Below are 22,428 nucleotides of genomic sequence, written 5' to 3' on the forward strand. Positions count from 1 at the left end.
GGGACTCTCCTTACTCGTTGGGCTGGAAGCGAATACTGCTGCGGTGCCATTCCCTGCTGCCGGCGGCCCAGTTGCGGATCCCGGCAAGGAAGAGCTGAAGCTCGATTGAGGGCACGGCCGCCAGGTCGCGGCATTGGTCGTCGAAGGCGTGCATCAGATCGTTGTGGATGCCGACACTGATCGCGGCGGCTTCCTCCAGCGAGCAGCCACGCTCGGCCGACACCACCAGCGGCAGGCCGCCGTCGGGACTGTCCTGGGCGCTCTCCTTGGCCATGGAGTACAGGTCGTTGACGACGACCGTGGTCAGGCCAAGCAGCTTGCAGGCCCGGCGGACCCCGGGCTCGAAATACAGATCGGCGGGTAGCAGGTAGCCACTGACCAGGTCCGTGGTGGTGATGCACGGCAAAAAGCTATTGACCTGCCGGGCCGCAAGATATTGCCAGACCGGCGGCATTTCACCGGTCGTTCTCCAGCTCATTTCTCCAGTGGTACCAATGAAAAAGTGGTCGTTTTCGAAGAGTGCACGGCCCAGTTGCGACGGCGTGCCATAGCGGGAAAGCTCGTCAACGCTGGAGCGCAACGCGGCCAGCAGCGGGTCGGCGGCCACAGCCGCATCGAGCCTGGTCTGGTATTCACCGACGAGCCGGCCGCGGTCGATCGCCGCCAGTGCCAGGGTCAGCCGCGCGCCGAGCCGGTCCGGGTCGGCGCCGAGGGCTTCGTCGTCGCAGTAGTAGTCGTCCATGACGGTCAGCGCGGCCGTCCATGCCGCGGTCGCGAACAACCGGTCGACGTCGTTGCTGTCGGGGTGGGCGAGCATCGCGAACCGGCCGAAACCGGCCGTGCGCAACATTTTGAGCACCGACGGCGGAAACCCGATCTCTGTGGCCCAGGCCAGCACCCGTTCGTTGACCCGCTCGCCGAGCGGCTCATCGATGCGGAGCGGTTCGGGGCAGTACAGATCGGCGAAGGGGTCTGCGGTCTTCGGTCTGTCCGATGTGGAATCCGGGCTGAGGTCGGCGCGGAGGGTGCGGAAGGCGGAGGTGCCAATACCGGTCGGCATCGGTGGTGACCAGTTCGTCATATTTTCGCTCCGGCGGTCGCGTTAGCGGGCAGGTCCGCGTATTGCTACCGACAGTTATAGACCAACTAGCTCAAGTTGTATATAAGTTGTAAATCGGTCAGAAATGGACTATAGGGAGATGCCACGCTGCCTTCTGTGCCCGGTAATCCGTTCGGGTGACCCGAGGCTTGATCGAACACCGTCCACATTGGACTGATCGTCACAACCGAACGGGTGACAGGGAATGCCCCATGGTGGCGCAGGGGTTTCCCCATGGTGTTGGTGACAGGTCGGCTCGCACACTGGGACGCGACGGAGGTGCCATGATGGCTGTTCCTGAGGTCCGCGCCGACCCAGCCGAGCTGGCCCGGTTGGCCGAACAGTTGCTGCGATCGTCGCAACAGCTCACCGAGGCATGGCAGGCCGCGCAGGCCGCCTTGCAACTGGAGTCCACCGACGCGGGCAACACCTCGCACGGTGACGATCTCATCCGAGGGCACCAAACCACGACCGGCGCCGCCGACGTCGCCTTCGGCCGTTTGGCGGCCGTTCTCGAGGGCGACAACGACCGTGTCCTGCGGGTCGCCTTCGCCTACCAGCAGGCCGATGAGCGGGCCGCCGCCGAGTTCATACGGCTGGTTCTCGACCGTCTCGGCATCCACTGAGGAGTGTTCGATGTCGAATCCGCCGCCGCCATTTCGCACCGCCGACGTCTGGACAGCGCGCGATCGTGCCGATCGACTGACCAATGCCGCGGCTGCCTGGCGCACTTTTTGCCAGGCGACGCAGACCGTCGCCGACGATGTCGATCGGCTCGGCAAAGCAGCCTACGACGGGCCGTGGGCCGGCGAATGCGCCGACTCCTACGACCGGCATCGCCGCAAGCTGACCCAGGACCTGCACACCGCCTCGGTCAAGTCACAGGTGGTGGTCGACGCCCTGTCCGATGCGGTCACCGCTCTGCGCCGGGCCGAAGGCGAGCTGCGCACCGAGTGGACCCGAGCGTCTGCGGTCAACCACACCGCCGCCGGGGCCAACGCCATCATGTGGCAGCCGCAGACCGAGGAGCAGGCTCGGCTGGTGCGCACCTCGCACGCACACAGCCGGCGCATCCGCGAGCAGCTCGATCAGACCCTCGCCCGCGAGCTGGCCCGGCTCGGGCCTGTGCGCCAGGCATTCGTAGACATCGCCGGCAAGTGGCGCAAGGTCGCCGAGGGGGTCCGGGACGACTTCAAGATGCCGGCGGAGGCCGCGGGCACCATGGTGTTGCGCGACGGAAATCGGGTCGTCGTCAACACCGGGCCGGGCAACGACACGGTGCGGGTCTCGGTCGATCCGGCCACGAACGAGCAGCTGCTGACCGTCAACGGAGTGCAGCACCGCTATCCGCCCAACGCTGAGCTGACAATCCGGGCCGGCGCGGGAAATGACGAGGTCACGGTCGATCCCGGTACCAGGCTAAATCTGAGCATCACCGGTGGCGAGGGCAGAGACATCCTGCGCGGTGGCGGTGGCGACGAGACACTCGTCGGCGGCGACGGCCGGGACCAGATCTATGGCGGTGCAGGCGCAGACCGTCTCTCCGGCGGCGCCGGGCGCGACTACCTGGAAGGTCAGGCAGGCAACGACCGGATCTCGGGCGGCATGGGCAACGACACCGCCTACGGCCTGGGCGGCGACGACCGTCTGGTCGGTGGCGAGGGCCGCGACTATCTCGAAGGCGGCCGGGGCAACGACACCCTCGACGGCGGCGCGGGCAACGACATGCTTTCGGGTGGGCGCGACAACGACACGCTGCGAGGCGGCGCCGGCAATGACGTGATGTACGGCGGGCTCGGCAACGACAGCGCCGCCGGTGGCTCGGGGCGTGACCGGTTCTTCGGCGAGGCGGGCGACACCACCACGGGCGATGTCGAGCGGCGTACCAACCTGGCAATCAATGACACGGCCAGATTCATCACCGTCAACGGCACACCCGAGTTTCAGGAGCGGGTCCAGGCCGATCTCGACATGCTGCGCTCGTCGCCACGCGGGCAGGAGATGCTCACCGGGTTGGAGCTTGCCCAGGCAAGTTCGCATGGGACGCTGACCATCAACGAATACAACAATCCCGCCGACCCGGACAACTCGACGGCCTCGTTCAGCGGCACCGCCAACACCATCGACTACAACCCACACTATGACCAATACCCCAATGCCGTGCGGGGCCAGATGCAGGAGCCGCCGGTCACGATCCTTTACCACGAATTCGGGCACGTCTACGACTTCATGAACGGCACGTCAGCAACCGGCACCCACGGGCACGGCATCGATACCGGAGTGGACAACTTCGAGCGGGTGGTCACCGGCCTTCCCATCGACCACGACCACAACCCGCACACACCCGACCGGCTCGACCCCAGGCACCCCTACGGCCTGACCGAAAACGCTCTGCTTGAAGAGCTCGGCGAGCCGACCCGACCGACCTACAACTGACCCTCCAGCTCCCTGACGATTGCCGCGGCACTCGCCGCCGTCGGCAGGTAGCTCGCGATAGGCGAATCCTAAGTGGCTGAACGGACCTGCCGGGCAGCCCGCCCATCGCGGCGGCACCAATCGCGAAACAGGTATCGATCCCCAGCGTGGTCGACTTCGGTCACTCGGAGCTGAATCTCTGATCGATCCAGCTTGTGGCGTGATCGACGAGTGGTTTGGCTGCAAACATGTGGCAGTCGGCCCCGAAGATGGTGGCTTGCCGGCCGATGCCGTGGTCAAGGGCGGAACGGGCGATGGTATCGATGTAGCCTTCTGCGCCGACATGCGTCGCGTAGTCGTAGGCGCCGCGGGAGGTATCGATGGCAGTGAAGGGATGCCAGACCGTTTCGCCGTTACGGCGGACCGGCATCCGATAGGTGGCCCAGCGTTTGGGTTCGGCGTCGGCTATCCGTTCGGCGTGATGGATCAGTGTGAGTGAATCCAATGGCGCTGCGAGCATGAGGATGGTGGCGTTGGCCTGCACGAGCCGGGCCAAGGGGGAGCCGGAACCGTAGGGGTCGTCGTCGAGGTCGCTGCGGGTCAGCCAGTCGGCCTGGGGTCCGATGGCGACCAGATTCATTTCTGGGTGGGCGCTTCGGTGGGCTTGTGGCCAGGTGCGGATGCGTTCGGGGAGTCGGCCGTAGCCGCGGCGGGCTTCGGAGATGGCGGGGTCGAAGGCGGGCATGCCGTGGTGGTACGCGGCCTGCCTTTCCGGCGGCCAGGAGCCGAGATGGTAGGGGTTGTCCTCCCAGCCGGCGTATGCGGTGATGGTTCCGCCCGGTCCGACGGCTTTGAGCAGCGCGTGCACGACGCTTTCGGCGCCGCCGACGATCCAGGGGAATGCCGACAGCCGAGCATGAACCATGACGATCCCGCCAGCGGGCAGACCGGCGTCAGACAGCGCATCGCCAAGCTGGTCGGCGGTTATCCATTCGGTGTTGTTCATTTGTCGTTGCCGACCATCTGCAGAACCATTCCCAGGCCGTGAACCGGGCCATCGGTCCGAGGCAGGATCAACGTTCGAATCTGTAGCGAAACTCCGCCGACGTCGTCTCTGGGACTGTCGCCGACCATCAAGGTTTGGCTGCCCGCAACGGCAAGCAGCTCCAGCGCGCGGGCAAAGATCGCCGGGTCGGGCTTCACCAGACCCTCCTCGAAGGACAGCACCACGCCGTCGAGCAGGCCACTGACACCGACCCGGTCGAGGAGCGGACGGATGTCCAGCCCAATGTTGGACAGCACTACGATTCTGACGCCGCGTGACTTGAGTTCTCGAAGGACAGGCAGGGCGTCGGCGAAAAGCACCCACAGATCGGGCATGACGTCGTACAGGGCGGCGATCAGATCGGGTTTGATGCCGGGATAAAGCGCGACCGTCCTGTGGAAGACGTCCCGGTGGCGCTCCTGGCTGAGATCGCGCTCGCTTCCGGGGGCGATCGTGTGGGCGTGCTCCCAGATCTGGTCAAGATGCTCACCCAGCCCAGTGATCTGCTCGGCGCTCAGATCCGGCGCCGCGTTTCCCTGCTCGGCCAGACGGCGAAAAGCGGCCTCAATCCAGCGACCGGGGTCGCGGCCCTCAACCAGGGTGGCATGGAAGTCAAAGATGACCCCCTTGATCGGTTCGGGTGCCATGTCGATGAGCATGCCGCAGCCTATCCGCCGCGCATCTTGGGCCTCGAGGTGCGTCAGTAGACGATCTCCCCGTAGGTGATCCACGCCCAGAAGGCAATGGTCAACGACACGGCGACAAGAAAGAACCAAGTCAAGATCGCCCAGGTCGTGGGGAACCGTTGGGAGATCCTGAAGCGCCTCGGGTTCCAGGCGTTGATTGCCGAAAAGAACCGCCAGATAGGGGTACGCCGCCACGCCTGGCGGATCTTCCAGCTGAGGGTGGTGCGACCGGGCTGGGGGTTGCGCATCCACTCGGGAAGCTGCGATGTCATGGCCCCGATTATGGATGACGGACGCTATGCGCGTGGGTGCGTCAGAGTGAGGCGGCCAGCGCTCGGCCGCCGAGCGCTGACCGCCTCGATTTCGGTAGTGCCTGACCTACCTCGGTTGACCACTACGGGTAGGGGAGGTCGTCGGTGGCAATGCCCACGCAGACCGAGAAATCGGTAAGGGTGACCGTGACGCCGATCGTGGCGAGGATCGTCCCGGGGAGAACACCCGTGTTCACGACCCTGAAATTGTCGTAGACGAAACTGAACATGAAGCTGTTGTCGGTGAAGCTCCCTTGGAAGTTACTGTCGGCGTTGGAATAGAGGACGAAGATGTCCCGGTAGATCACTCTGCTGCCGATCGTGACACTGAAGCCGTAAGAGAGCCGCGCCTGAAGGAGGGTGGGGCCTTCCGGCGTGACGGTGATGTACAAGGTGCCGCAGGGCTCCGCGGCCGCGACGGCGGCGCCCTTGCTGGATTTCACCACCATCGGCACGGCGATCCGGGTGGGCTTGACCGAGGCGGCAGGTGCGGCTTGGGCGGGCGTCGCGACCACCAGCAGGCCGGCCATGGTGGCCAGCGTCAGCAGGAGTGTCGCCGCGGCCCGGACGGCTCCGCCGGCATGCCGGGCGAATGGAGTCGATCTGGTGTTCATAAGTTCCCTTCCGATGAGTATTTCGGTGTCGACCACTCGTTGCAGTCGATGAAACTTATGTGTGGCAACGCTTGTCCCACATCCGTAGTTCTGCGCAATCCCGTTACGGGTTAGAAACCCGTGTCGCCGTAGGTCCCTGCCGAATAGGCTCGCGCTTATGACCGGCGGCGACTGGAGGGATGGCGGGTTCAGGCAGCGTCGGCCCTCCGCGGAGACTCTCGCCTGGGTTGCGGCGTCAATGGGTGGGGGCAGTCGCATCGTTGGCTATCGCCGATTGACCGGTGGCGTCTGCTCCGCCGTGAATCGGCTGACTGTCGAGCGGCGTGGAATGCGAACGTTCGTCGTACTGCGGCAGTACCCAGGCGGGCTTGGCCTACGGCTCAGCTTGGAGAAGGAAATCGCCAACCTTGGTGTGGTGGCGGGAAGCGGGCTCCCGGTTCCGATCGTCCTGGCTACCGATGTTGCTGGTGCTTCGACGGGGGGCGCGCCATCGTTGCTGATGACACGATTGCAGGGGCATCTTGACCTCAATCCGGCGGAACCTCGGTCGTGGATGACGAGGATCGCGGAGATTGCTGTGTCGCTGCATTCCCTCGATCTCCCCGCGAAGATGTTCAGACCTTGGGCGGATTCTTGGATCGCTCCTCGAGACGGGTTTCAGGTGCCGGCCGGCGCACAGAAGCCGGCTGTGTGGAAGGCGGCGTTTGGTGTCATGGCGGCGCCACCGCCAACGGACACCGCCGTCTTTCTGCACTGCGATCTCCTGCCTGTCAACATGCTGTGGTCGCGCGGGAGGATTACTGGACTGACCGACTGGAACTCCATCCATCGGGGGTCGCGCGCGATTGACGTCGGGCACTGTCGGCGATACTTGGCGGCGCTCTACTCGCCCGAGTGGTCGGAGCAGCTTCGGTCGCTCTATGAGTCGATCGCCGGGGTGACTCTCGATCCGTGGTGGGACCTGTATGCCCTGCTGCACTATGACGATAGCGGGCCGAAGTGGATCCGTAGTCAGGTCGCCGGGCGCCGTCCCGTCGATATGCCCGGCATGACTTCCCGGGTCGAGGTCGCTATCGAGACAGCGCTACGGCGCCTCGGATAATTGCGAGTTCCCTGCTGGTCGCCCTTCCGGCCGCGTCGCCTCACCCTGCGGCACGCCAAGATCCTTCGGTGCAGGCCAGGATCGCCTGGCGAAGGTCGGATCGATCACCAAGGCGTTGTTCCAGCGCGCGAAGCGTGGGCAGCAGCCGTGGGTCGGCAAGGGCTGTGGCCGCATCCAGCCCATAGGCGATGGCGCCGTGCGGATCCGGGTCTTCCAGGTACTCGATCAACGGCGCGATCGCACGCTCATCGCCCAGCATGGCCAGGCCGACGAGCGCCTCGCCGGCCGCGCTGACGTCCGGATCCCTTACCCGCAGCAGCATGGCTTCGCGGACCTGCGCGCTGTCCACCTCCAGCTCGCGCAGTCCGAACAGGGCAAAGTCGCGGACCTCGCCGTCTGTGTCGCCGGTCAGCTCGATCAGCGCATCGACCACCCGTGCCTCGTTGTCCGGGGTACGGCAGCTGCGCAGGGAACACGCGACGAACAACCGCATCGACGGCTCAACGTGGCCCCGCCAGGCCAGCAGGGGCTCGACGGCCCGCGGATCCATCCGGAAGCCGAACGCCCGCGCCACCTCGACCAGGACATCTGTGTTCGGCTCCGTCGCGGCAAGGGCGAGCAGCATCTGCATAGACTCCTCGACGAACGCCGGCCCGGCAGAGGCCACGTCGGCGAAATCGCGCAGTTCGCCAAGCACCGCAACGCCGAGCCGACGCTCGTCGACGTCGGCCGACCGACACAGCTCACACGCCCGGTCGAGCACCTCGCGGGTGGGCCGAGACTGCAGCGCGACCACCGCGGCCGTCGCCGACCGCAGCTCCTCGTCCGAAAGATCAAGCTCGGTCAGCGCAACCCGGAACAACTCGTCGGTCCCGCGCGGATCCTCACCGGACTGCCGCCACGTCGCCATGCCGCCACGCTACCTGTCCCACCAACCGCCGGTCCTTCAATTTTTGATCGCGCCGATGCAGGCTGCGGCCACCGCAACCGCGCCGTGGCCGGCCGCGTCAGACCACCGACCGCCGCGACCTCCAGCACCTGCGGCTCGAGTGTCCACAGTGGACTTTCAGGCGGCCGCGGTCCGGACACCGTCGTACTCGTACCACGGGTCGGCGAAGATCTCCCGCCAATGCTCCCGGTTGCCCGGACGCGACAGTCGCATGTAGATGGTCTTTCGGATGATGTCGGAGGTGTTGCCGCCAATGTTGTGGGCCAGCAAGTAGTGCGCGAACACCACGTTTCCCGGGCAGGCGTGTACTTGAACCGGGTTGCTGCGGATCATTGCGGGCTGGGCCGTGCCGCTGGCGATCACGGCCTCGACCGCGGTGCCCGTGCCGTGGGTGCGTTCGTAGGCGGTGATCTCGCGGTGGCTTCCCGGCCACACGAACAGGTTGCCCATGTTGTCGCGGCTCTGATCGGACAGGATCACCCCGGCCAGAAGCGTGAACGAGAAAGGCCCACCATGCTCGGTTAGCGCATGGAAGCCGTCGAGGTGTCCTCCACCGGGCAGGTGCGGGTATGGCGGATAGGTCAGAGCCACCTGGACCTGTTGCGGTGCAAGAAGGTCTGCACCGGTCAGCTGACACGCCGCGTCCCATGCCGACGTCTCGGTCAGTGTCGCCAGCAGCGCCATGGCCTCCTGGTCCCAATGGAAATGGTGCCCGGTATGACCGGCTGGCGGCGGGCTCGACGCGATGAGGCCGTCGACCACGGCCAGGGCTGCCTCGACCCGATCGGCGTCAATGAGCCCGGGGGCGACCAGAAAGCCGTCATCGGCGAAGCGGTGTACCTGATCCTGAGTCAGCGGGCTCATGGAGCAAGCATGCTGGGCCGACAACGTCGAGGCATCTGAATATCGTCGAACCCGGGAAACACAGCTCGGGGAGCCGGACGTCGTTCGTCCGGAATGGATGCGAGGCTACCTACATGGGCAGGAAAACCGAGGCTTCCGTCACGTGGTCACAGGCGCTGGCCTGGCGGTTGGAGCGGCAGTTGCTGGACCCAGTAGCGGCTAGGCCGGTCGCGGAGGTGGTAAGGCGGCTCGGCGTGGTGCTCTCGATGGACGAGTCGCTGGCTGAGCTGGCAGTCCGGACCCGTTGTTCGACGTCACGTCCGGGTGAGCTGGCGCAGGCGCTGGCTGACGGCGAGGTGATTAAGGCGTTCACGTTCCGTGGGTCCATGCACTATCTGTGTCCCGAGGAAGGCGGCATGTACCTGGCCATCCGATCGGCCGGCCGGCAGTGGGAGCTGAAGAGCTGGGTGGACTACTACCGGCTCACCGCCTCGGACTGGCTGGGCTTCCGGGCCGCGGTGCGCGCGGCCCTGAGCGACGGGCCGTTGACCGTCGCCGAGCTGGGGCAGGCGCTGTCGAGGAACCGCGCATATCGGCACCTGAAGCCGGTCTTCGACGAGGGCGCGGGAACGCTGATCAAGCCGCTGTCGTGGCAGGGAGACCTGAGCTTCGGCCCGCCGCGCGACGGAAAGCGCACCTTGCAGCGCCTGGACAGCAATCCGAGGTGGCGGGGCATCCCAGACCTCGAGGAAGCGGGACCGCGTGCCGTCTTGGCGTACTTCCGGACGTATGGGCCGGCAACGATCGACAATCTTCACTACTGGCTCGGCGAAGGCCTGAGCGCGGGGCGTAAGCGGCTCGATTCCTGGTTCGCAGGGCTCGCCGACCGGCTAGTGGCGGTCGACGTCGAGGGGAGCGTGGGGTATGTCGCGCGCGAGGACATCGACGCCCTCGTTGGCACACGTCCGTCGGAGGCGGTGCGGTTCCTGCCCGGGCACGACCAGTGGGTGATGGGTCCTGGCACCAAAGACGTCCACGTCACTCCGCCGGCGCGGCGAGACCTCATGACACGCAAGGCCAACCCGGTGATCGCCGGCGGTGTCGTCCGCGGAACATGGGCCCGAGCGGACGACGAGATCACGGTCAGCTGGCTCGACGAGCGACGCCGGCCCCGTAAGGCGATCGAGCAGGAAACCCGCCGCCTGGCAGCCATCCTCGACCGGGACCTGCGCCTAACCTTGGCCTTGTAAGCCGGAAAGCCGCTCCCAGCGGCCTCGTCACTCGTACCGGTATTTCAGCGAGTCCGCCTCCGACTGCTCGATGTCGGCGATCGTCAGCTCCGGCATCCGCAGCTGGGCCAGCATCACCTCGGCCGAGGTCGGCTGGGCGTCGGCGGGCAGCCATTGCTCCGGCTTCCAGGCTCCGCTGCGCAGCAGTGCCTTGGGGCAGTGCGGGTAGACCTCATCGATCCCCAGTACCAGCGCGCTGGCCGGTGGCTTGCCCACGGCGGTCAGCTGCGAGAGCAGCTCTGGGCGAGTGGAGACGCAGGCCCGGCCGTTCATCCTGAGCGTCGTGGTGCGCCCCGGGATGACGAACAGCAGCCCGGCCCGTCCGGTGGCGATGACGTTTTGCAGGGTGTCCAGACGCTTGTTGCCGGTCGCGTCCGGTATCGCCACCGTCCATGGGTCCAAGACGCTGACGAACCCGGCCGGGCCGCCGCGCGGGGTCACGTCGCAGTTGCCCTCGGCGTCCATGCTGGCGACAAAGACCAGCGACGAGCAGCCGATCAGCTGTCGGGTCTGTTCGGTGAGTTCGGTCATCTGCTTGCGTACGGCCGTTTCGCTGGGCAGTTCGTAGGTCCGGCGCAGCGTCTCCTGGTCGGGTACGGCGTCCAGGCGCAGCGAGTCGAAGGCACTGGCGGCACGGGCTGGCATCATGCCGCCAAGCCTAATGGCGCGGTACTGACTGTCCATACTGGACGGCAAGGGCTGAGGTGATCCGGGAATAACCGACACGACCTCCGGGCGACCGTCGCAGCGCGACAGTTGAGGCCTGGCCCGAGTATCGGATTTCGTTTCTGCGCCTACCATATGGGCATGAACGAGGATGCTGCTGGCTCTTCGGAAACGTCGAGCCGAGCTCGGCTGTCGCGTTTGGAGCGATTGCTGGGCTTCGAGGTCGATCCATTGAACCTGCCCGCGTGGCTGCGGCGCACCCGGGGCGAGCATCGCCTACCGGTAGCGGTGGCCATCGCCGCGCTTATTGCGCTTCAGCTGGCAATGCCCACACATCTCGCGTTCCAGCCCAGGTACCTCTTGCCAGCCCTGGAAGCGGCGATTTTCGTCGTGCTCCTGATCGCCAACCCCGTGCGGATCACCCGCGAGTCCGCACACCTACGACCGCTTGGCCTGGCCCTGGTCGCGATCGCCAGCATAGCGACGCTCTGGTCGGGCTGGCGTCTGGCCAGCGGCCTGATCGATGGGGCGCTCGGCGACGAGCCGGTCGCGGTCTTGCTCAAGGCGGCGGCTGTCTGGTTCACCAACGTGATCGTGGCTGCGCTGTGGTACTGGGAATTCGACCGCGGCGGTCCGGCCGCCAGGGCAAGCGGACGCAACCCCTACCCAGATTTCCTTTTCCCACAAATGACCGCACCCGAACTGGCCAAGCCGGACTGGGAACCCACCTTCGTCGACTACCTGTATCTCTCCTTCACCAATACCACCGCCTTCAGCCCGACAGACACGCTGCCGCTGTCGCGCTGGGCCAAGATGACGATGCTGCTGCAATCGGCCAGCTCTTTGGTCCTGGTAGCACTGGTCATCGCCCGCGCGGTCAACGCCCTACAGTAAGTTCGCTTGTTCGGCGGTGTGTTTGAGTACGGTTAGGCCGTGTTCCATGGCGGCGGCGAACTGGGGTGCGAGCTCGTCTGGCAATACGTCGTGAACCCAGACGAAGTGGCTGCCACCGGTCTCATTGTCGAAGACCTGCATGGACGCGTTGTCGTGCTGCGGCGTGACGGTGCCGCCGACGATGGAAAACACGGTGCGGCGCATGGCTTCGTCGCTTGAAATCAGGAGTTCCCGCGCCACGAAGCCGTTGGCGAAAGTGACCGTTCGGAGGTTGGGCCCGCCGGGTGTGCTGTCGACGACGAAGCCTGGCGCCATGCGTATTGGGGCCGTGTGGAAGTCGCTGATCAGCTCCCAGACCCGGGCGGCGGGAGCGTTGATGTCAATGTCACGCATAGCGGTCGCCATGGCGCAAGATTCGCACAGCGGACAGCGCGTGTCTTGAAGATTCGTGCATCGTCATACACCTCAGTCCTGCCGCTCGCTTACTGAGCGCCCCGCCCGTCAGCTGTCCGTTATGTACCAAGCGGCGTACCGAGTGCTACGGCCGATCTATGGGTACGTTCAACGGCATGTCTGTGCGGTACTCCACGGTGCTACAGCGGCCAGCCGTCCGGCTGGGCGTTGCGGGCCCCCTGCTGTGCTTGCCGCCGCGATGAGGGCACCGAGTCGACGGCAGACACGCGCGCTGCTGGCCCGGGCGGCCGAGGCGCAGGCCGACGCCGAGGCGATTGCCGACATCGTCGGCTCGGCCCGGGCGCAGGTGTTAGAGGCGTACGAGATCGCACGCGAGCCGCAGGTGTGGACTGCGATCGGAAAGATGTCGATCGAGACGGTCAAGGACACTGTGGACGGTCGTGCTCGGCTGGACGAGCTGCCGGCACACGGCATCTACACGGTCGCTGATGTTCTGCGGGCCGGGCCGGACGGGCTGGTCGGCGTGCCCGGCATCGGCGAAGGCACGGCACGCAAGACCATCCACGCCGCCGAGCAGCTCCAGCGGGCGGCGCGGGATTCGGTGCAGTTCCGCATCGAGTTCGACCCGAAGAACCCGGACATGACCCGGCTGCTGCGGGCACTGACCAACTGGGACGCGGTGTGGCGCGCAGCCGGGATACACGAGGCCAACGCCCCGCAGCTGGCCGCCGAGCTGGCCACGCAGCGGCGGATCGCCGAACCGGCCGCGGCGGGACGGCTGCGCCGGTTGTTCATGCGGGCCGGGGACAAGGCCGTTGCCGACGGCGCGGCGCGGCGTACCCAGGAAATGGTGGAAACAGCCGAATCCAGTGGCCTGCTGCGGGCCGCCCAGCAGCTACGCGCGGTCCGGCCGCCCACCGACGAGCAGATTTGGCGTGACTTCGAGCTGCACTCGGCGGACTACTACGGCCTGCTCAGCCAGGTCGTCGGCCTCGGCGGCGATGTCGCCGCGAGCGAAGGTTTCCTGCCGGCCGACATCGTCGAACGGGTCGGCGCGCAGCAGCTGGACACCTCACGGTTACGCGACACCCTCCGGTTACGCGGCTACCAGTCGTTCGGCGCCCGGTTCGCCCTGGTCCAGCGGCGGGTTGTGCTTGGTGACGAGATGGGGCTGGGCAAGACGGTCCAGGCCATCGCCACGATGGCGCATCTGGCGGCCCGTGGCGCCACCCACTTCCTGGTCGTCTGCCCGGCCAGTGTGCTGATCAACTGGGCTCGGGAGATTGCCCGGCACTCGACGCTTTCGGTGATCAGCTTGCACGGCAACGGCCGGGCGCGGGCGGCGGCCCGATGGCGCGACGAGGGCGGCGTCGGTGTGGTCACGTTCGGCTCGCTCGGCGCGCTCGGGATTCCCCCGCCCAGGCCCGCGCTGCTAATCGTCGACGAGGCGCACTATGTAAAGAATCCCGACGCCAAGCGGTCGCAGGCGGTCAATCGGGTTGCGGCACAGTCCGACCGGGTGCTGTTCCTTTCCGGTACGCCGATGGAGAACCGAATCGACGAGTTCCGGGCGCTGATCGAGCATCTTCGGCCGGAGATCGCCGCAGGCATGGGGCCCGAGCACGCGGCGATCAGCGTGGAGGCGTTCCGGCGCGCGGCGGCACCGGTGTACCTGCGCCGCAACCAGCCCGATGTGCTCACCGAACTGCCGGAGCTGGTACAGGTCGATGAGTGGGAGGAGTTCGGCACCCACGACGGGGCCGCGTACCGGGCAGCGGTGCGCGACGGCAACTTCATGGCCATGCGCCGGGCCGCTTTCGCCGTGCGCCGCCCGCAGGAGTCTGCGAAGCTGACCCGCCTGCTCGAACTGGTCCGGGAGGCGATGACCAACGATCGCAAAGTTGTGGTCTTCTCTTACTTCCGCGATGTACTGGCCATGGTGGGCGCCTCGCTCGGCGCCGACGCCTGCGGGCCGATCACCGGCTCGACGTCGGTCGCCGACCGCCAGCGCATCGTGGACGAGTTCACCGCCTCGCCTACCCCGGCTGTGCTCGTGTGCCAGATCGAAGCCGCCGGGGTCGGCGTGAACATCCAGGCGGCCTCGGTGGTGATCCTGTGCGAGCCACAGGTCAAGCCGTCGATCGAGGCCCAGGCGATCGCCAGGGCACACCGGATGGGACAGGTGCGCACCGTGCAGGTACACCGCCTGCTGATCGCCGACTCGGTCGACGAGCGCATGATCGAGCTCCTCGGCTCGAAGGCGCAGCTTTTCGACGCCTACGTCCGTCACAGCACCATCGCGCAGGCCGCCCCGGGCGCCGTGGACATCTCCGAGGTCCAGCTGGCCCGGATGATTGTGGCCCAGGAGCAGCAGCGGCTGACCGGTACGCCGGAGCAGGCACGCCGCCTGGTCACGGCGACCGAGCTATGACAGCTCGGAAGTATTCGTTCGCCGAGGGCACGAACATCAGCACGCAGCCGGTAAGTACAGCCGCGATGTGAACAACGCGGCTTGCCCCGAATGCCATGTCGGTGGCCGTAGCCTGTGCCATCAGGTGGGCAAGCGAATTGCCGTGCGCCAGCCACAGAATCGGGCTCACTGTCAACGACAGGGTGCCGCCGATCCCCAGCGCAATCGTGAGAGTCAACCGAGCCCATCGGCTCCCGGACAACATTCGCAGCGCCACCACAACGGCGGCGGCGAACACCACCGCTCGCACGGCCACACCGGCAGCCGCACCGTCGCCGGCTCGTCCGCTCACTACGACCAGGATCGTCTCGAACACACCGGCGCCGATCGCGACCAGCCACGCGGCGAACGCTTTTCGCACGGCGGCAGGAGCCTTGCTGTTACTTCGCATGCGCTCAATGCTTACGAACTGGGCTGCTTCGCGGCGATCCCGGAGCCCGCCCAATCCATGGTAGGGCTAGCCCCCGGGTCGCTGGTGCAGCGCTGCTGGGCAGGTCTAAGTAGGATCTGGGGCGTGTTAGGCGCTGATGTGCGAATCCATGGATACCCGGCGCAACCGGGTAGCCGTCTTGCTGACGCTGGATCGTTGCTGAGTCATCCAGGTTTCTGGCCGGCGTACTTCGCCTCGACTATGAACTGGGACGAGGCGGCGATCGCGATTCCTGAAGCGAACCAGCTGTATCGCGATGTTCTGTCCAAAGAGGAAGAATGGCCGGTGATCTCGGTCGGCTTGGCAGCCCGCCACTGGCTGCGGATCGTCTACCGAAACTTCAGCGATGACATGGGGATGGACTTCCTTGTCGATTGGGAGCTGGGCGGCCAAGCAGCGACGGTGGCCGGCCGCGGGCACACTGTCGGGCCGGGCATGTGCTGGCAAGGAATCATCGCAGTGGCCGCGATGGCAGATGAGACGCTGACCTATGCCCAGCGTTTCCTGCTTTGCCTTCCGGTGCTCGGCGGCCCATTGCCCCACGACGCCAAAACGGTGCTACAGGAGGCACTGCAGCAGGTGATGCCGCGCGACTGGGCACCGGAACTGGCCGACCTGCTGCTGGCAGACGTCTTGAGCGGAGCACAGTTTCATATTCGCCACGGAGTCAGGATGTGTACCGGGCCCGGCTCCTATCGACACGTGCAGGACATGTCGCTAAACCAACTGCGCCATGTCGACGAGGCGTTCGGCGCCAGGTTCTACCGCAACCGCTACGGCAGTAAGGAATACGCGCACCGTGAAGCAGGCCGCTCCACCGGCCGGTGGCGATTCACCGTGTCCGAGTCACGTGCGCAGGAAAACTGCGTCAGGCTGTCAGGACACCTCGATGGCGAAATCCGCGACGGAGAACCCGCTTTGCTTGGCCCCCAACAGATCCCTGCGATCCACCTGGAATGGGACAACGGGCTGGTCCTCAGAATCGACGGCAACATCCCGCTGCCGCAGCCAGCGGCACAACTGCTCCCCGCCGACTAACACTGGGGCTGGTTCAGAGACCCGCTCGGGTGAAGGTGATGTGGGTGACTCCGCTCGGTGACGAGGTGGCTTCAATGTCGTAGTCGTTCTCGAGGCCCTCCAGCCCTTGCCAGATGCTCACGCCTCGGCCGAGCAGGATCGGGACCACCGCGATGTGCATGTGGTCGATAAGCCTGGCGGCAAGGAACTCGCGGATTATGGTGGGACCCCCGCCGATGCGCACATCCTGGCCGCCTGCAGCCTCGCGGGCCGCCTCCAGCGCCTTGGCCGGTGGCGCGTCGATGAAGTGGAATGTCGTGCCGCCGTCCATCTCGATCGGTGGGCGCCGGTGATGGGTGAGGATGAAGACCGGTGTGTGGAACGGCGGGTTGGCGCCCCACCAGCCTTTCCAATCCGGATCCTCATGCCATCCGGGTGGGCCGAACTTTCCCGCGCCCATGAGCTCAGCGCCGATCCCGGTGGCGAACTGGCGCAGGAACGTATCGTCGATGCCGCCGGTGCCGCCGGGCTCGCCCTCCCGCTCGTGCCACCACCTGGTGGCGAACATCCACTCGTGCAGCCTTTCACCGGCGTGCCCGAACGGTGCGTCGCGGCTCTGGCCGTCGCCAGTGGCGAACCCGTCGAGCGAGATTGAGATCTGCTGGACACGAGTCAGTGACATAACCCGGACTCCCTCTTCTGCTTGAAGCCCAGTCTGCCAGCATGCGGTCGTCTATTGGGTAAGTTCGAGCTCGATCCGGGTGGTCTGGTCTGCCGCTATGATGGCCTGTTTGGAGGTCTTAGCCTGCGTGGCAGGGGCTAAGACGGTGAATTCGTATACGCCGGGTGGCAGCTGCGGCCAGACATATTCGCCTCGGGAATCGGTCATGCGAGCGATGTCGATGGCTAGCTCTGCCGGCATCGGCCATCCGACGGTGCGCACCTGCACCGCCATAAGGGACAGCGGCTGGCCGGAGAGCTTGTCTTTGACGGCAATCACCGCAGTGCCCCGCCCGGCTATCGCCCCGGGCCGGGCCGAGGCAGCTGTGGCATCGGATACTGCGGTGTCTGGCCCCGGTGTCGCCGCGGCACTCGGCTCGGTGCCGCTGTTGGCGGCGCACGCTCCTGCGAGCAGCCCTGTCAGCAGGAGCGGCACACCGATGTGGCGAAGTTGTCCCATAGCCCTCCCATCGCTCGCAAGGTCCGACGGCACCCGGCCACCGGAGGTTCCCGGTGGCCGGGACCGTCTCGTCAGCTAAAGGTCACGCCAGAAGATGAAGTTGTTGAACACCGGCTCCACAATGCGCGGGCCGCTGTTGTGATTGTTGTTCGGTGCACCTGAGCCGTGGAACCCGTGGGCGTGAACGGCCACGCCGCAAGGCCCGCCACAGTTGGGATTGCTGTAGGTGTAGACCGGCCCGCCGCTGTTGCCGCCGGCGGTGTCGTGCTGGTAGAACAGCTCCCGGTCCTGGGTCACCCGAATCGAGTCGAAGCTCGCCCACTGGGTGCCGAACGGCTTGTCACCGCTGTATCCGCGGTTGTAGGTCGAGGTGCCGTTCTGGCTCGCCGAAGTCCACATGAAGCCGAACGTGCCGGTGTTGACGCCGACAGTGCAGTTGAGCTTCATGGCGCCGTAGTCCCACCCGTTCATGAAACTGCTAGTCCAACCACTCACGGAATGCAAGCTCGCGACGGTGCAGGAACCGAAGGGAGTGCTGCCACCGTCGCGTCCCGGCCACACGGTGAACTCCGCGCGGTTGTACCAGTCGGTGCCGTTGCGCGGATAGACACAGTGCCCGGCGGTGACCAAGGTGTCATCGCCGATCATCCAGCCAGTGCAGTGTCCGCGGGTGACCCCGCCGGTGGTACGGGTGATAGCCACCGTTGAGCTCGCCGGCCACCAGTTGGCGGGCGTGGTCTGGTAACGCTCGTCGGTGCCGCCGACGATGTCCTGGACACCGACGAACGGCTGGATCGTGCCTTCCACCTTGGCCGCAGCCGTATGGTCCGCGCCGTCGGGCTGGCGATGCTGGGCGGGTGCCACCGCCTTGACGAGTGTGGCGTCGATGCGGCTGGCCAGCACTGCCGGATCTGCGGTGACTCCAGTGTCGGAGACGGCAGTGGCCGGATCGATCCCTGCGCTCGGAGCCGCCTGCGCCGGCGCCGTGGCGACCATCGCGGACGTCGCAGCGAAAACGACGGTGAACGCCGCCCGGGCTGCATGTCGAAACATATGTGACCTCCCGTGTCGTGGATGGCGAGCGTCGGCACCCGCCGGAACCAGAATTCTCGAGAAGCCGCCCCAATAAAATTCAATGTCGTTGATCCGATCGTGCCGGAATCCTTGTGCCCCAACACTTTTTCATCCGCCGTACACGGTTCAGTCAATGGTCTGTTCACAATGCCTGACGACAGCGATCCGAAATGCCTTGCAGGCCGGGCCTTTGCGGCGAATGATCGAGTGCTGTGCCGATCGTAGGAATGAATGCCCAAATCCCGTCAGGCGAGGTCGTCGTTGTCATCGATGTCATTCGTGCCTTCACGACGGCAGCGGTGGCCTTTGAGCGAGGCGCGATGGAGATAGCCTGTGCGCCGACGGCCGATATCGGCAGAGAGCTGCGGCGGCAACACCGGGACAGCCTTCTGGTCGGGGAGACCAATGGGCTCAAGCCCGCCGACTTCGATTTCGGGAACTCACCATTTGAGATGTCGACGGCTCAGCTTGACGGCCGAAGTTTGATCCAGGCGACAACGAACGGCACGCTCGGGCTCGCCCGGTGTCCAGACCCAGCGGCCCTGCTCGCGGTGTCGGCGCGCAACGTCGGTGCCACCGCCAGATGGATCGCGAGCAACCACGCCGATGTTCCGTGGACTCTCATCTGCACCGGCCGGACCGCGGAGGACTGGGCCTGTGCAAGGTACCTGGGTGACCTTCTTGGCGGGTCAACGCCGCCACGGGCAGACCTGGTTGCGGCCATCATGGACGGCGCCGCCGAGCACACCCGGAACCGTGCACAACTACCCGAGTCCGAACGCGTTGACCTATCAGAGGACCTCCGCTTCTGCTGCGATGTCGACCGGTCCGAATTCGCCATGGTCGGTGAGATCCGCAAAGATCACGTCGCCCTCACCATGGCGCCATGCTGAATCAGTACCCGCGGTCGCCAGGCATGGGTTGCACGGTGAGGCCGGTGGCGGTGAGGAACTGGCGGATCTGGGAGGCGTGTTCAACGACGTGCAGTGGCATGCTGCCGACGATCACCGCGAATAGCGTTCCGTGGTATCGATGCGTGCTGGGAAGTGGCCGAGCGGCCATCTGCTCGGTGAGGCCGGCAAGGGTCTGGCTTACGCGATCGCGGCACCAGTCGACGTACCCGAGGAGTTCGGGCTTGGTGAAGCTGCGGTTGGGGAAGCCGTAGGTGTTGTCGTCAAATGGTGGTGGCGGCGCCCATGGCTCGAACTCGCCGGCCAGGTCGTAGTCGAGTGTGCTTAGCGCGTGGTAGCCGAGGAACCAGGGCGCCGAGCCGTGCAATCCTCCGTGCGGCGCCGCAGCCGTGGGCGCCTTGTCCGGCCACAGGTCGGTCTGCCACAGGTCCTCGGAGCAGTCGGTCAGCGCCGCCTGCATCAGGCGCAGCGCCTGTTCGAAGTTATGAGCCATGCTCTGCACAAACGCATTCGACACGCTGCCGGTATAACACACGCTGGCAGACGTGCATGACAGTCGGTACGAGCGGCTGTTCGGCGCCGCCATCGACTACTATCAGCGGCCGTCGGCGCACGCGGCTGCTTAGTCGTACAGTGCGGACACCCATAAATGGGTCAATGTGTCGACCAGCACCGCCCGGTCGTCGAACGGTGGTACTCCGCACGCGGCAAGGTAATACAGCCGCTCGCCGGTCCACGTTAACGATGCGGCGAGGGCAGGCACGTCGACGCCGTCGAGCCGGGCCTGGACGGTGGGGTCGGCTCGCCGATCGGCCTCGATGCGCGTGATCGCGGCCTCCGTGAACGTCGCCATCTGGGCCAGCCATAGCTCGCGCAGTTGCGGGTCGGACGCCCAGCTCTCCACGATCGCTCGTAGCACGGCCGCATTGGACTGCCACAGCCCGGCGCCGGCGTCGATGCCCATTCTCAGTGTCTCGCGCGGGCTCGCCTTGGCCTGGACCCATGGCTGGGCAGCTTCGTGGCCGGCACCGACTGCGCGACGCACCAGCTCGGCCAGCACCGCCTGCTTGCCCGCGAAATAGAAGTAGAAGCTGGCCCGTGAGACTCCGGCGGCGGTGATGATCTCGGCCACGCTGAGGGTGTCGAACGTGCGCTCGCGCAGTAGCTCGCGAAGCGTGTCGAGGATGCGTTCACGCAGGCCAGTCCCGCTCTGTTCGGGCTCATTGCGTCGGGCTGTCACGGCTCGAATCTACCGTACGAGGTATCTAGACGGCATGACCGGACAGGTTGTATGGTCCGGTCATGACACAGATTGCTGTCCACCTCGTGGTGGACGATCCCGACACCGCTGCCGCGTGGTACGCCGAGGTGCTCGATGCTCGGGAGACCAGCCGCGTTCCGCTGCCCGACGGCCGCCCGCTGACGGTCGAGCTGCGGGTGGGTGACACTGTGTTGGCCGTGGCGGGGCAATGGCCGGACCGTGGCCTGCGCACGCCGGCGGTGCTGGGCGGCAGCCCGGCCGCGTTCCATCTGCCGGTGCCCGACGTCGATGCCACCTATGCTCGCGCGATCGCCGCCGGGGCCACCGCGTTCGAGGCGCCGCATGATGCGTTCTGGGGCGACCGCACCGCGCAGTTCCTTGACCCGTCCGGGCATCGGTGGGCGATCGACCGGCACCTGCGCGATGTCCCCGCCGACGAGTTGGCTGCGCATGTGGCGGCGATGTTCGCATGAGATACACGACGTTCGGCCGAACCGGATTGCGGGTGTCCGAGCTGGTGCTCGGCGCGATGACATTCGGTGAACAGGGCGGCGTCGGTGCACCGATCGAAGAATGTCGACGAATCTGCGACGCCTACGCCGCGGCCGGCGGAAACTTCGTCGACACCGCCATCAACTACCGCGGCGGTGCCAGCGAGGAGATTCTGGGCGAGCTGCTCGCCGGACGGCGCGACCGGTTCGTCGTGGCCACGAAATACACGGTTACCCGTGACCCGGCCGACCCCAACGGCGGCGGCAACCACCGCAAGAACCTCAGGCTGTCGCTGGAGACCAGCCTGCGCCGGCTGCGCACCGACCACATCGACGTCTATTGGGTGCACATCTGGGACCGGCACACGCCGATCGAGGAGACCATGCGGGCGCTTGACGACGCGGTCACCGCCGGCAAAGTGCTCTACGTCGGTGTGTCGGACGCCCCGGCCTGGATGGTGTCCCGCGCGAACACGCTGGCCGAATGGCGAGGCTGGACCCCGTTCGCCGGCCTGCAAGTGCCGTACAGCCTGATCAACCGCGACGCCGAGCGGGAGCTGTTGCCGATGGCCGAGGCGTACGGCCTCACCGTGACGGCCTGGAGCCCGCTGGGCGGTGGCGTGTTGTCCGGCAAGTACAACGCCGGCCAACCCGAAGACAGGACGCGGCTGAGCCGGGACTCGATCAATGAACGCGACCTCGGTATAGCTCGGGTCGTGCACGAGGTCGCCAGCGAACTGGGCGTCACCCCGGCCCAGGTGGCTCTCGGGTGGACACGACAACGCGGCGGGGTGCTTCCGATCATCGGTGCGCGGACAGTCGACCAGCTGCTGGACAACCTCGGCTGCACCGCGGTCACACTGCCGCCGGAACTGGTCGTCCGCCTGGAGACGACGACCGGGTTCAGCCTCGGCTTCCCAGCCGACTTCATCGCCCAGACCACACCGTGGGTGCTCGGCGCCGCCGCACTCTGACCGACAGCTCTGGTCGTCTCGCCTCGGCTGGTACCTCTGGCGTGGCAGAAGTCGTTGTTGGGCAACACTATCTGGCAGCGATACACCGGTGACTGCCCCCACCCGAACCTTTCCGGCCATGACGACATGGCCAACTCACTCGACGCCGCGTTCCGGGCATCCGGCGGCTAGCAGGGCAGGCGACGTATTGCCGACAACAGGTGGCGCGGATGATCGTCGCGTACCAGTGTGCAGACATGAATTCGAGGCTTTCACGATCGTACTGGGGGCGCGCGCTCGTTGTGACGAGTGCG

At 66.2% G+C, this 22,428-nt stretch carries 24 protein-coding genes; 10 read left to right on the forward strand and 14 right to left on the reverse strand.

Going from position 1 to position 22,428, the window contains the following annotated elements:
- Window positions 1–10 precede the first annotated feature (10 nt).
- A complete protein-coding gene (locus Rhe02_RS10300) occupies window positions 11–1,060 on the reverse strand; it encodes a terpene synthase family protein (RefSeq protein WP_203907902.1) in 1,050 nt (349 codons plus the stop codon).
- Between the two features lie 323 nt (window positions 1,061–1,383).
- Here Rhe02_RS10300 and Rhe02_RS10305 point away from each other — a divergent pair, with 323 nt between their 5' ends.
- Window positions 1,384–1,725: a hypothetical protein gene (locus tag Rhe02_RS10305; RefSeq protein WP_203907903.1), complete on the forward strand. Its 342-nt coding sequence runs from the start codon at window positions 1,384–1,386 to the stop codon at window positions 1,723–1,725.
- Between the two features lie 10 nt (window positions 1,726–1,735).
- Window positions 1,736–3,535, forward strand: a complete 1,800-nt coding sequence (locus Rhe02_RS50505) for a M91 family zinc metallopeptidase (RefSeq protein WP_203907904.1) — start codon at window positions 1,736–1,738, stop codon at window positions 3,533–3,535.
- Window positions 3,536–3,695: 160 nt separating this feature from the next.
- Here the strand turns inward: Rhe02_RS50505 and aac(3) are convergent, their stop codons facing one another.
- From aac(3) to Rhe02_RS10330, 4 genes are all read right to left on the reverse strand, one after another.
- Complete coding sequence (gene aac(3) / locus Rhe02_RS10315) at window positions 3,696–4,520, reverse strand: aminoglycoside 3-N-acetyltransferase (protein WP_203907905.1); 825 nt, start codon at window positions 4,518–4,520, stop codon at window positions 3,696–3,698.
- Complete coding sequence (locus tag Rhe02_RS10320) at window positions 4,517–5,206, reverse strand: HAD family hydrolase (protein WP_239123632.1); 690 nt, start codon at window positions 5,204–5,206, stop codon at window positions 4,517–4,519. The genes aac(3) and Rhe02_RS10320 overlap by 4 nt, the downstream gene beginning before the upstream one ends.
- Before the next feature lie 53 nt (window positions 5,207–5,259).
- Complete coding sequence (locus Rhe02_RS10325; protein ID WP_203907907.1) at window positions 5,260–5,517, reverse strand: hypothetical protein; 258 nt, start codon at window positions 5,515–5,517, stop codon at window positions 5,260–5,262.
- Window positions 5,518–5,639: 122 nt separating this feature from the next.
- Window positions 5,640–6,206, reverse strand: coding sequence for a hypothetical protein (locus Rhe02_RS10330; protein ID WP_203907908.1), 567 nt, complete (start codon window positions 6,204–6,206; stop codon window positions 5,640–5,642).
- A gap of 202 nt (window positions 6,207–6,408) precedes the next feature.
- Here Rhe02_RS10330 and Rhe02_RS10335 point away from each other — a divergent pair, with 202 nt between their 5' ends.
- A complete protein-coding gene (locus tag Rhe02_RS10335; RefSeq protein ID WP_373320617.1) occupies window positions 6,409–7,272 on the forward strand; it encodes a phosphotransferase family protein in 864 nt (287 codons plus the stop codon).
- A gap of 40 nt (window positions 7,273–7,312) precedes the next feature.
- Here the strand turns inward: Rhe02_RS10335 and Rhe02_RS10340 are convergent, their stop codons facing one another.
- Window positions 7,313–8,182 carry a HEAT repeat domain-containing protein gene (locus tag Rhe02_RS10340; RefSeq protein WP_203907910.1) on the reverse strand — a complete coding sequence of 290 codons (870 nt, stop codon included), beginning with the start codon at window positions 8,180–8,182 and terminating at the stop codon, window positions 7,313–7,315.
- Between the two features lie 156 nt (window positions 8,183–8,338).
- Window positions 8,339–9,085: a phytanoyl-CoA dioxygenase family protein gene (locus Rhe02_RS10345; RefSeq protein ID WP_203907911.1), complete on the reverse strand. Its 747-nt coding sequence runs from the start codon at window positions 9,083–9,085 to the stop codon at window positions 8,339–8,341.
- Window positions 9,086–9,198: 113 nt separating this feature from the next.
- On the opposite strand from Rhe02_RS10345, the gene Rhe02_RS10350 reads away from it, so the two are divergent.
- Window positions 9,199–10,314 (forward strand): DNA glycosylase AlkZ-like family protein, encoded by a 1,116-nt coding sequence (locus Rhe02_RS10350; RefSeq protein ID WP_203907912.1) that lies wholly within the window; start codon window positions 9,199–9,201, stop codon window positions 10,312–10,314.
- 27 nt (window positions 10,315–10,341) lie between these two features.
- Here Rhe02_RS10350 and Rhe02_RS10355 read toward each other — a convergent pair whose 3' ends face one another.
- On the reverse strand, window positions 10,342–11,001 hold the full coding sequence (locus Rhe02_RS10355; protein ID WP_203907913.1) for an MSMEG_1061 family FMN-dependent PPOX-type flavoprotein: 660 nt from the start codon (window positions 10,999–11,001) through the stop codon (window positions 10,342–10,344).
- A gap of 159 nt (window positions 11,002–11,160) precedes the next feature.
- Between Rhe02_RS10355 and Rhe02_RS10360 the strand changes: the two genes are divergently transcribed.
- A complete protein-coding gene (locus tag Rhe02_RS10360) occupies window positions 11,161–11,913 on the forward strand; it encodes a DUF1345 domain-containing protein (protein ID WP_239123633.1) in 753 nt (250 codons plus the stop codon).
- Here the strand turns inward: Rhe02_RS10360 and Rhe02_RS10365 are convergent.
- Window positions 11,905–12,306: an SRPBCC family protein gene (locus tag Rhe02_RS10365; RefSeq protein ID WP_203907914.1), complete on the reverse strand. Its 402-nt coding sequence runs from the start codon at window positions 12,304–12,306 to the stop codon at window positions 11,905–11,907. The genes Rhe02_RS10360 and Rhe02_RS10365 overlap by 9 nt on opposite strands.
- A gap of 259 nt (window positions 12,307–12,565) precedes the next feature.
- Here Rhe02_RS10365 and Rhe02_RS10370 point away from each other — a divergent pair, with 259 nt between their 5' ends.
- A complete protein-coding gene (locus Rhe02_RS10370) occupies window positions 12,566–14,758 on the forward strand; it encodes a DEAD/DEAH box helicase (protein WP_203907915.1) in 2,193 nt (730 codons plus the stop codon).
- Between the two features lie 124 nt (window positions 14,759–14,882).
- Window positions 14,883–16,265, forward strand: a complete 1,383-nt coding sequence (locus Rhe02_RS10375) for a hypothetical protein (RefSeq protein ID WP_203907916.1) — start codon at window positions 14,883–14,885, stop codon at window positions 16,263–16,265.
- 13 nt (window positions 16,266–16,278) lie between these two features.
- Here the strand turns inward: Rhe02_RS10375 and Rhe02_RS10380 are convergent, their stop codons facing one another.
- The 3 genes from Rhe02_RS10380 to Rhe02_RS10390 all read right to left on the reverse strand — a co-directional run bounded on the left by Rhe02_RS10380 (window position 16,279) and on the right by Rhe02_RS10390 (window position 18,477).
- Entirely contained in the window at window positions 16,279–16,926 is a 648-nt protein-coding gene (locus Rhe02_RS10380) for a dihydrofolate reductase family protein (protein ID WP_203907917.1), read from the reverse strand.
- A gap of 51 nt (window positions 16,927–16,977) precedes the next feature.
- Window positions 16,978–17,424, reverse strand: a complete 447-nt coding sequence (locus Rhe02_RS10385; protein ID WP_203907918.1) for a carboxypeptidase-like regulatory domain-containing protein — start codon at window positions 17,422–17,424, stop codon at window positions 16,978–16,980.
- Window positions 17,425–17,499: 75 nt separating this feature from the next.
- Window positions 17,500–18,477: a trypsin-like serine peptidase gene (locus Rhe02_RS10390; RefSeq protein ID WP_203907919.1), complete on the reverse strand. Its 978-nt coding sequence runs from the start codon at window positions 18,475–18,477 to the stop codon at window positions 17,500–17,502.
- A gap of 233 nt (window positions 18,478–18,710) precedes the next feature.
- Between Rhe02_RS10390 and Rhe02_RS10395 the strand changes: the two genes are divergently transcribed.
- Window positions 18,711–19,391, forward strand: coding sequence for a 2-phosphosulfolactate phosphatase (locus Rhe02_RS10395; RefSeq protein ID WP_203907920.1), 681 nt, complete (start codon window positions 18,711–18,713; stop codon window positions 19,389–19,391).
- A 1-nt stretch (window position 19,392) separates the two neighbouring features.
- Here the strand turns inward: Rhe02_RS10395 and Rhe02_RS10400 are convergent, their stop codons facing one another.
- Window positions 19,393–19,926, reverse strand: coding sequence for a DinB family protein (locus Rhe02_RS10400; protein WP_203907921.1), 534 nt, complete (start codon window positions 19,924–19,926; stop codon window positions 19,393–19,395).
- Between the two features lie 105 nt (window positions 19,927–20,031).
- Window positions 20,032–20,649, reverse strand: a complete 618-nt coding sequence (locus tag Rhe02_RS10405) for a TetR/AcrR family transcriptional regulator (RefSeq protein ID WP_203907922.1) — start codon at window positions 20,647–20,649, stop codon at window positions 20,032–20,034.
- Between the two features lie 62 nt (window positions 20,650–20,711).
- Between Rhe02_RS10405 and Rhe02_RS10410 the strand changes: the two genes are divergently transcribed.
- Together Rhe02_RS10410 and Rhe02_RS10415 are read left to right on the forward strand one after the other, a co-directional pair.
- Window positions 20,712–21,143: a VOC family protein gene (locus Rhe02_RS10410; protein ID WP_203907923.1), complete on the forward strand. Its 432-nt coding sequence runs from the start codon at window positions 20,712–20,714 to the stop codon at window positions 21,141–21,143.
- Window positions 21,140–22,135: an aldo/keto reductase gene (locus Rhe02_RS10415; RefSeq protein WP_203907924.1), complete on the forward strand. Its 996-nt coding sequence runs from the start codon at window positions 21,140–21,142 to the stop codon at window positions 22,133–22,135. The genes Rhe02_RS10410 and Rhe02_RS10415 overlap by 4 nt, the downstream gene beginning before the upstream one ends.
- The last annotated feature ends 293 nt before the right edge of the window (window positions 22,136–22,428 follow it).

It is taken from the genome of Rhizocola hellebori (assembly GCF_016862955.1).
Classification (GTDB): Bacteria; Actinomycetota; Actinomycetes; order Mycobacteriales; family Micromonosporaceae; genus Rhizocola; species Rhizocola hellebori.

What these genes read in the sequence shown, in the direction of transcription:
- Rhe02_RS10300 (WP_203907902.1), bottom strand. Translation starts at nt 1,060, where the DNA reads ATGCCGACCGGTATTGGCACCTCCGCCTTCCGCACCCTCCGCGCCGAC.
- Rhe02_RS10305 (WP_203907903.1), top strand. Translation starts at nt 1,384, where the DNA reads ATGATGGCTGTTCCTGAGGTCCGCGCCGACCCAGCCGAGCTGGCCCGG.
- Rhe02_RS50505 (WP_203907904.1), top strand. Translation starts at nt 1,736, where the DNA reads ATGTCGAATCCGCCGCCGCCATTTCGCACCGCCGACGTCTGGACAGCG.
- Rhe02_RS10320 (WP_239123632.1), bottom strand. Translation starts at nt 5,206, where the DNA reads ATGGCACCCGAACCGATCAAGGGGGTCATCTTTGACTTCCATGCCACC.
- Rhe02_RS10325 (WP_203907907.1), bottom strand. Translation starts at nt 5,517, where the DNA reads ATGACATCGCAGCTTCCCGAGTGGATGCGCAACCCCCAGCCCGGTCGC.
- Rhe02_RS10335 (WP_373320617.1), top strand. Translation starts at nt 6,409, where the DNA reads ATGGGTGGGGGCAGTCGCATCGTTGGCTATCGCCGATTGACCGGTGGC.
- Rhe02_RS10340 (WP_203907910.1), bottom strand. Translation starts at nt 8,182, where the DNA reads ATGGCGACGTGGCGGCAGTCCGGTGAGGATCCGCGCGGGACCGACGAG.
- Rhe02_RS10345 (WP_203907911.1), bottom strand. Translation starts at nt 9,085, where the DNA reads ATGAGCCCGCTGACTCAGGATCAGGTACACCGCTTCGCCGATGACGGC.
- Rhe02_RS10350 (WP_203907912.1), top strand. Translation starts at nt 9,199, where the DNA reads ATGGGCAGGAAAACCGAGGCTTCCGTCACGTGGTCACAGGCGCTGGCC.
- Rhe02_RS10355 (WP_203907913.1), bottom strand. Translation starts at nt 11,001, where the DNA reads ATGATGCCAGCCCGTGCCGCCAGTGCCTTCGACTCGCTGCGCCTGGAC.
- Rhe02_RS10360 (WP_239123633.1), top strand. Translation starts at nt 11,161, where the DNA reads ATGAACGAGGATGCTGCTGGCTCTTCGGAAACGTCGAGCCGAGCTCGG.
- Rhe02_RS10365 (WP_203907914.1), bottom strand. Translation starts at nt 12,306, where the DNA reads ATGCGTGACATTGACATCAACGCTCCCGCCGCCCGGGTCTGGGAGCTG.
- Rhe02_RS10370 (WP_203907915.1), top strand. Translation starts at nt 12,566, where the DNA reads ATGAGGGCACCGAGTCGACGGCAGACACGCGCGCTGCTGGCCCGGGCG.
- Rhe02_RS10380 (WP_203907917.1), bottom strand. Translation starts at nt 16,926, where the DNA reads ATGTCACTGACTCGTGTCCAGCAGATCTCAATCTCGCTCGACGGGTTC.
- Rhe02_RS10385 (WP_203907918.1), bottom strand. Translation starts at nt 17,424, where the DNA reads ATGGGACAACTTCGCCACATCGGTGTGCCGCTCCTGCTGACAGGGCTG.
- Rhe02_RS10390 (WP_203907919.1), bottom strand. Translation starts at nt 18,477, where the DNA reads ATGTTTCGACATGCAGCCCGGGCGGCGTTCACCGTCGTTTTCGCTGCG.
- Rhe02_RS10410 (WP_203907923.1), top strand. Translation starts at nt 20,712, where the DNA reads ATGACACAGATTGCTGTCCACCTCGTGGTGGACGATCCCGACACCGCT.
- Rhe02_RS10415 (WP_203907924.1), top strand. Translation starts at nt 21,140, where the DNA reads ATGAGATACACGACGTTCGGCCGAACCGGATTGCGGGTGTCCGAGCTG.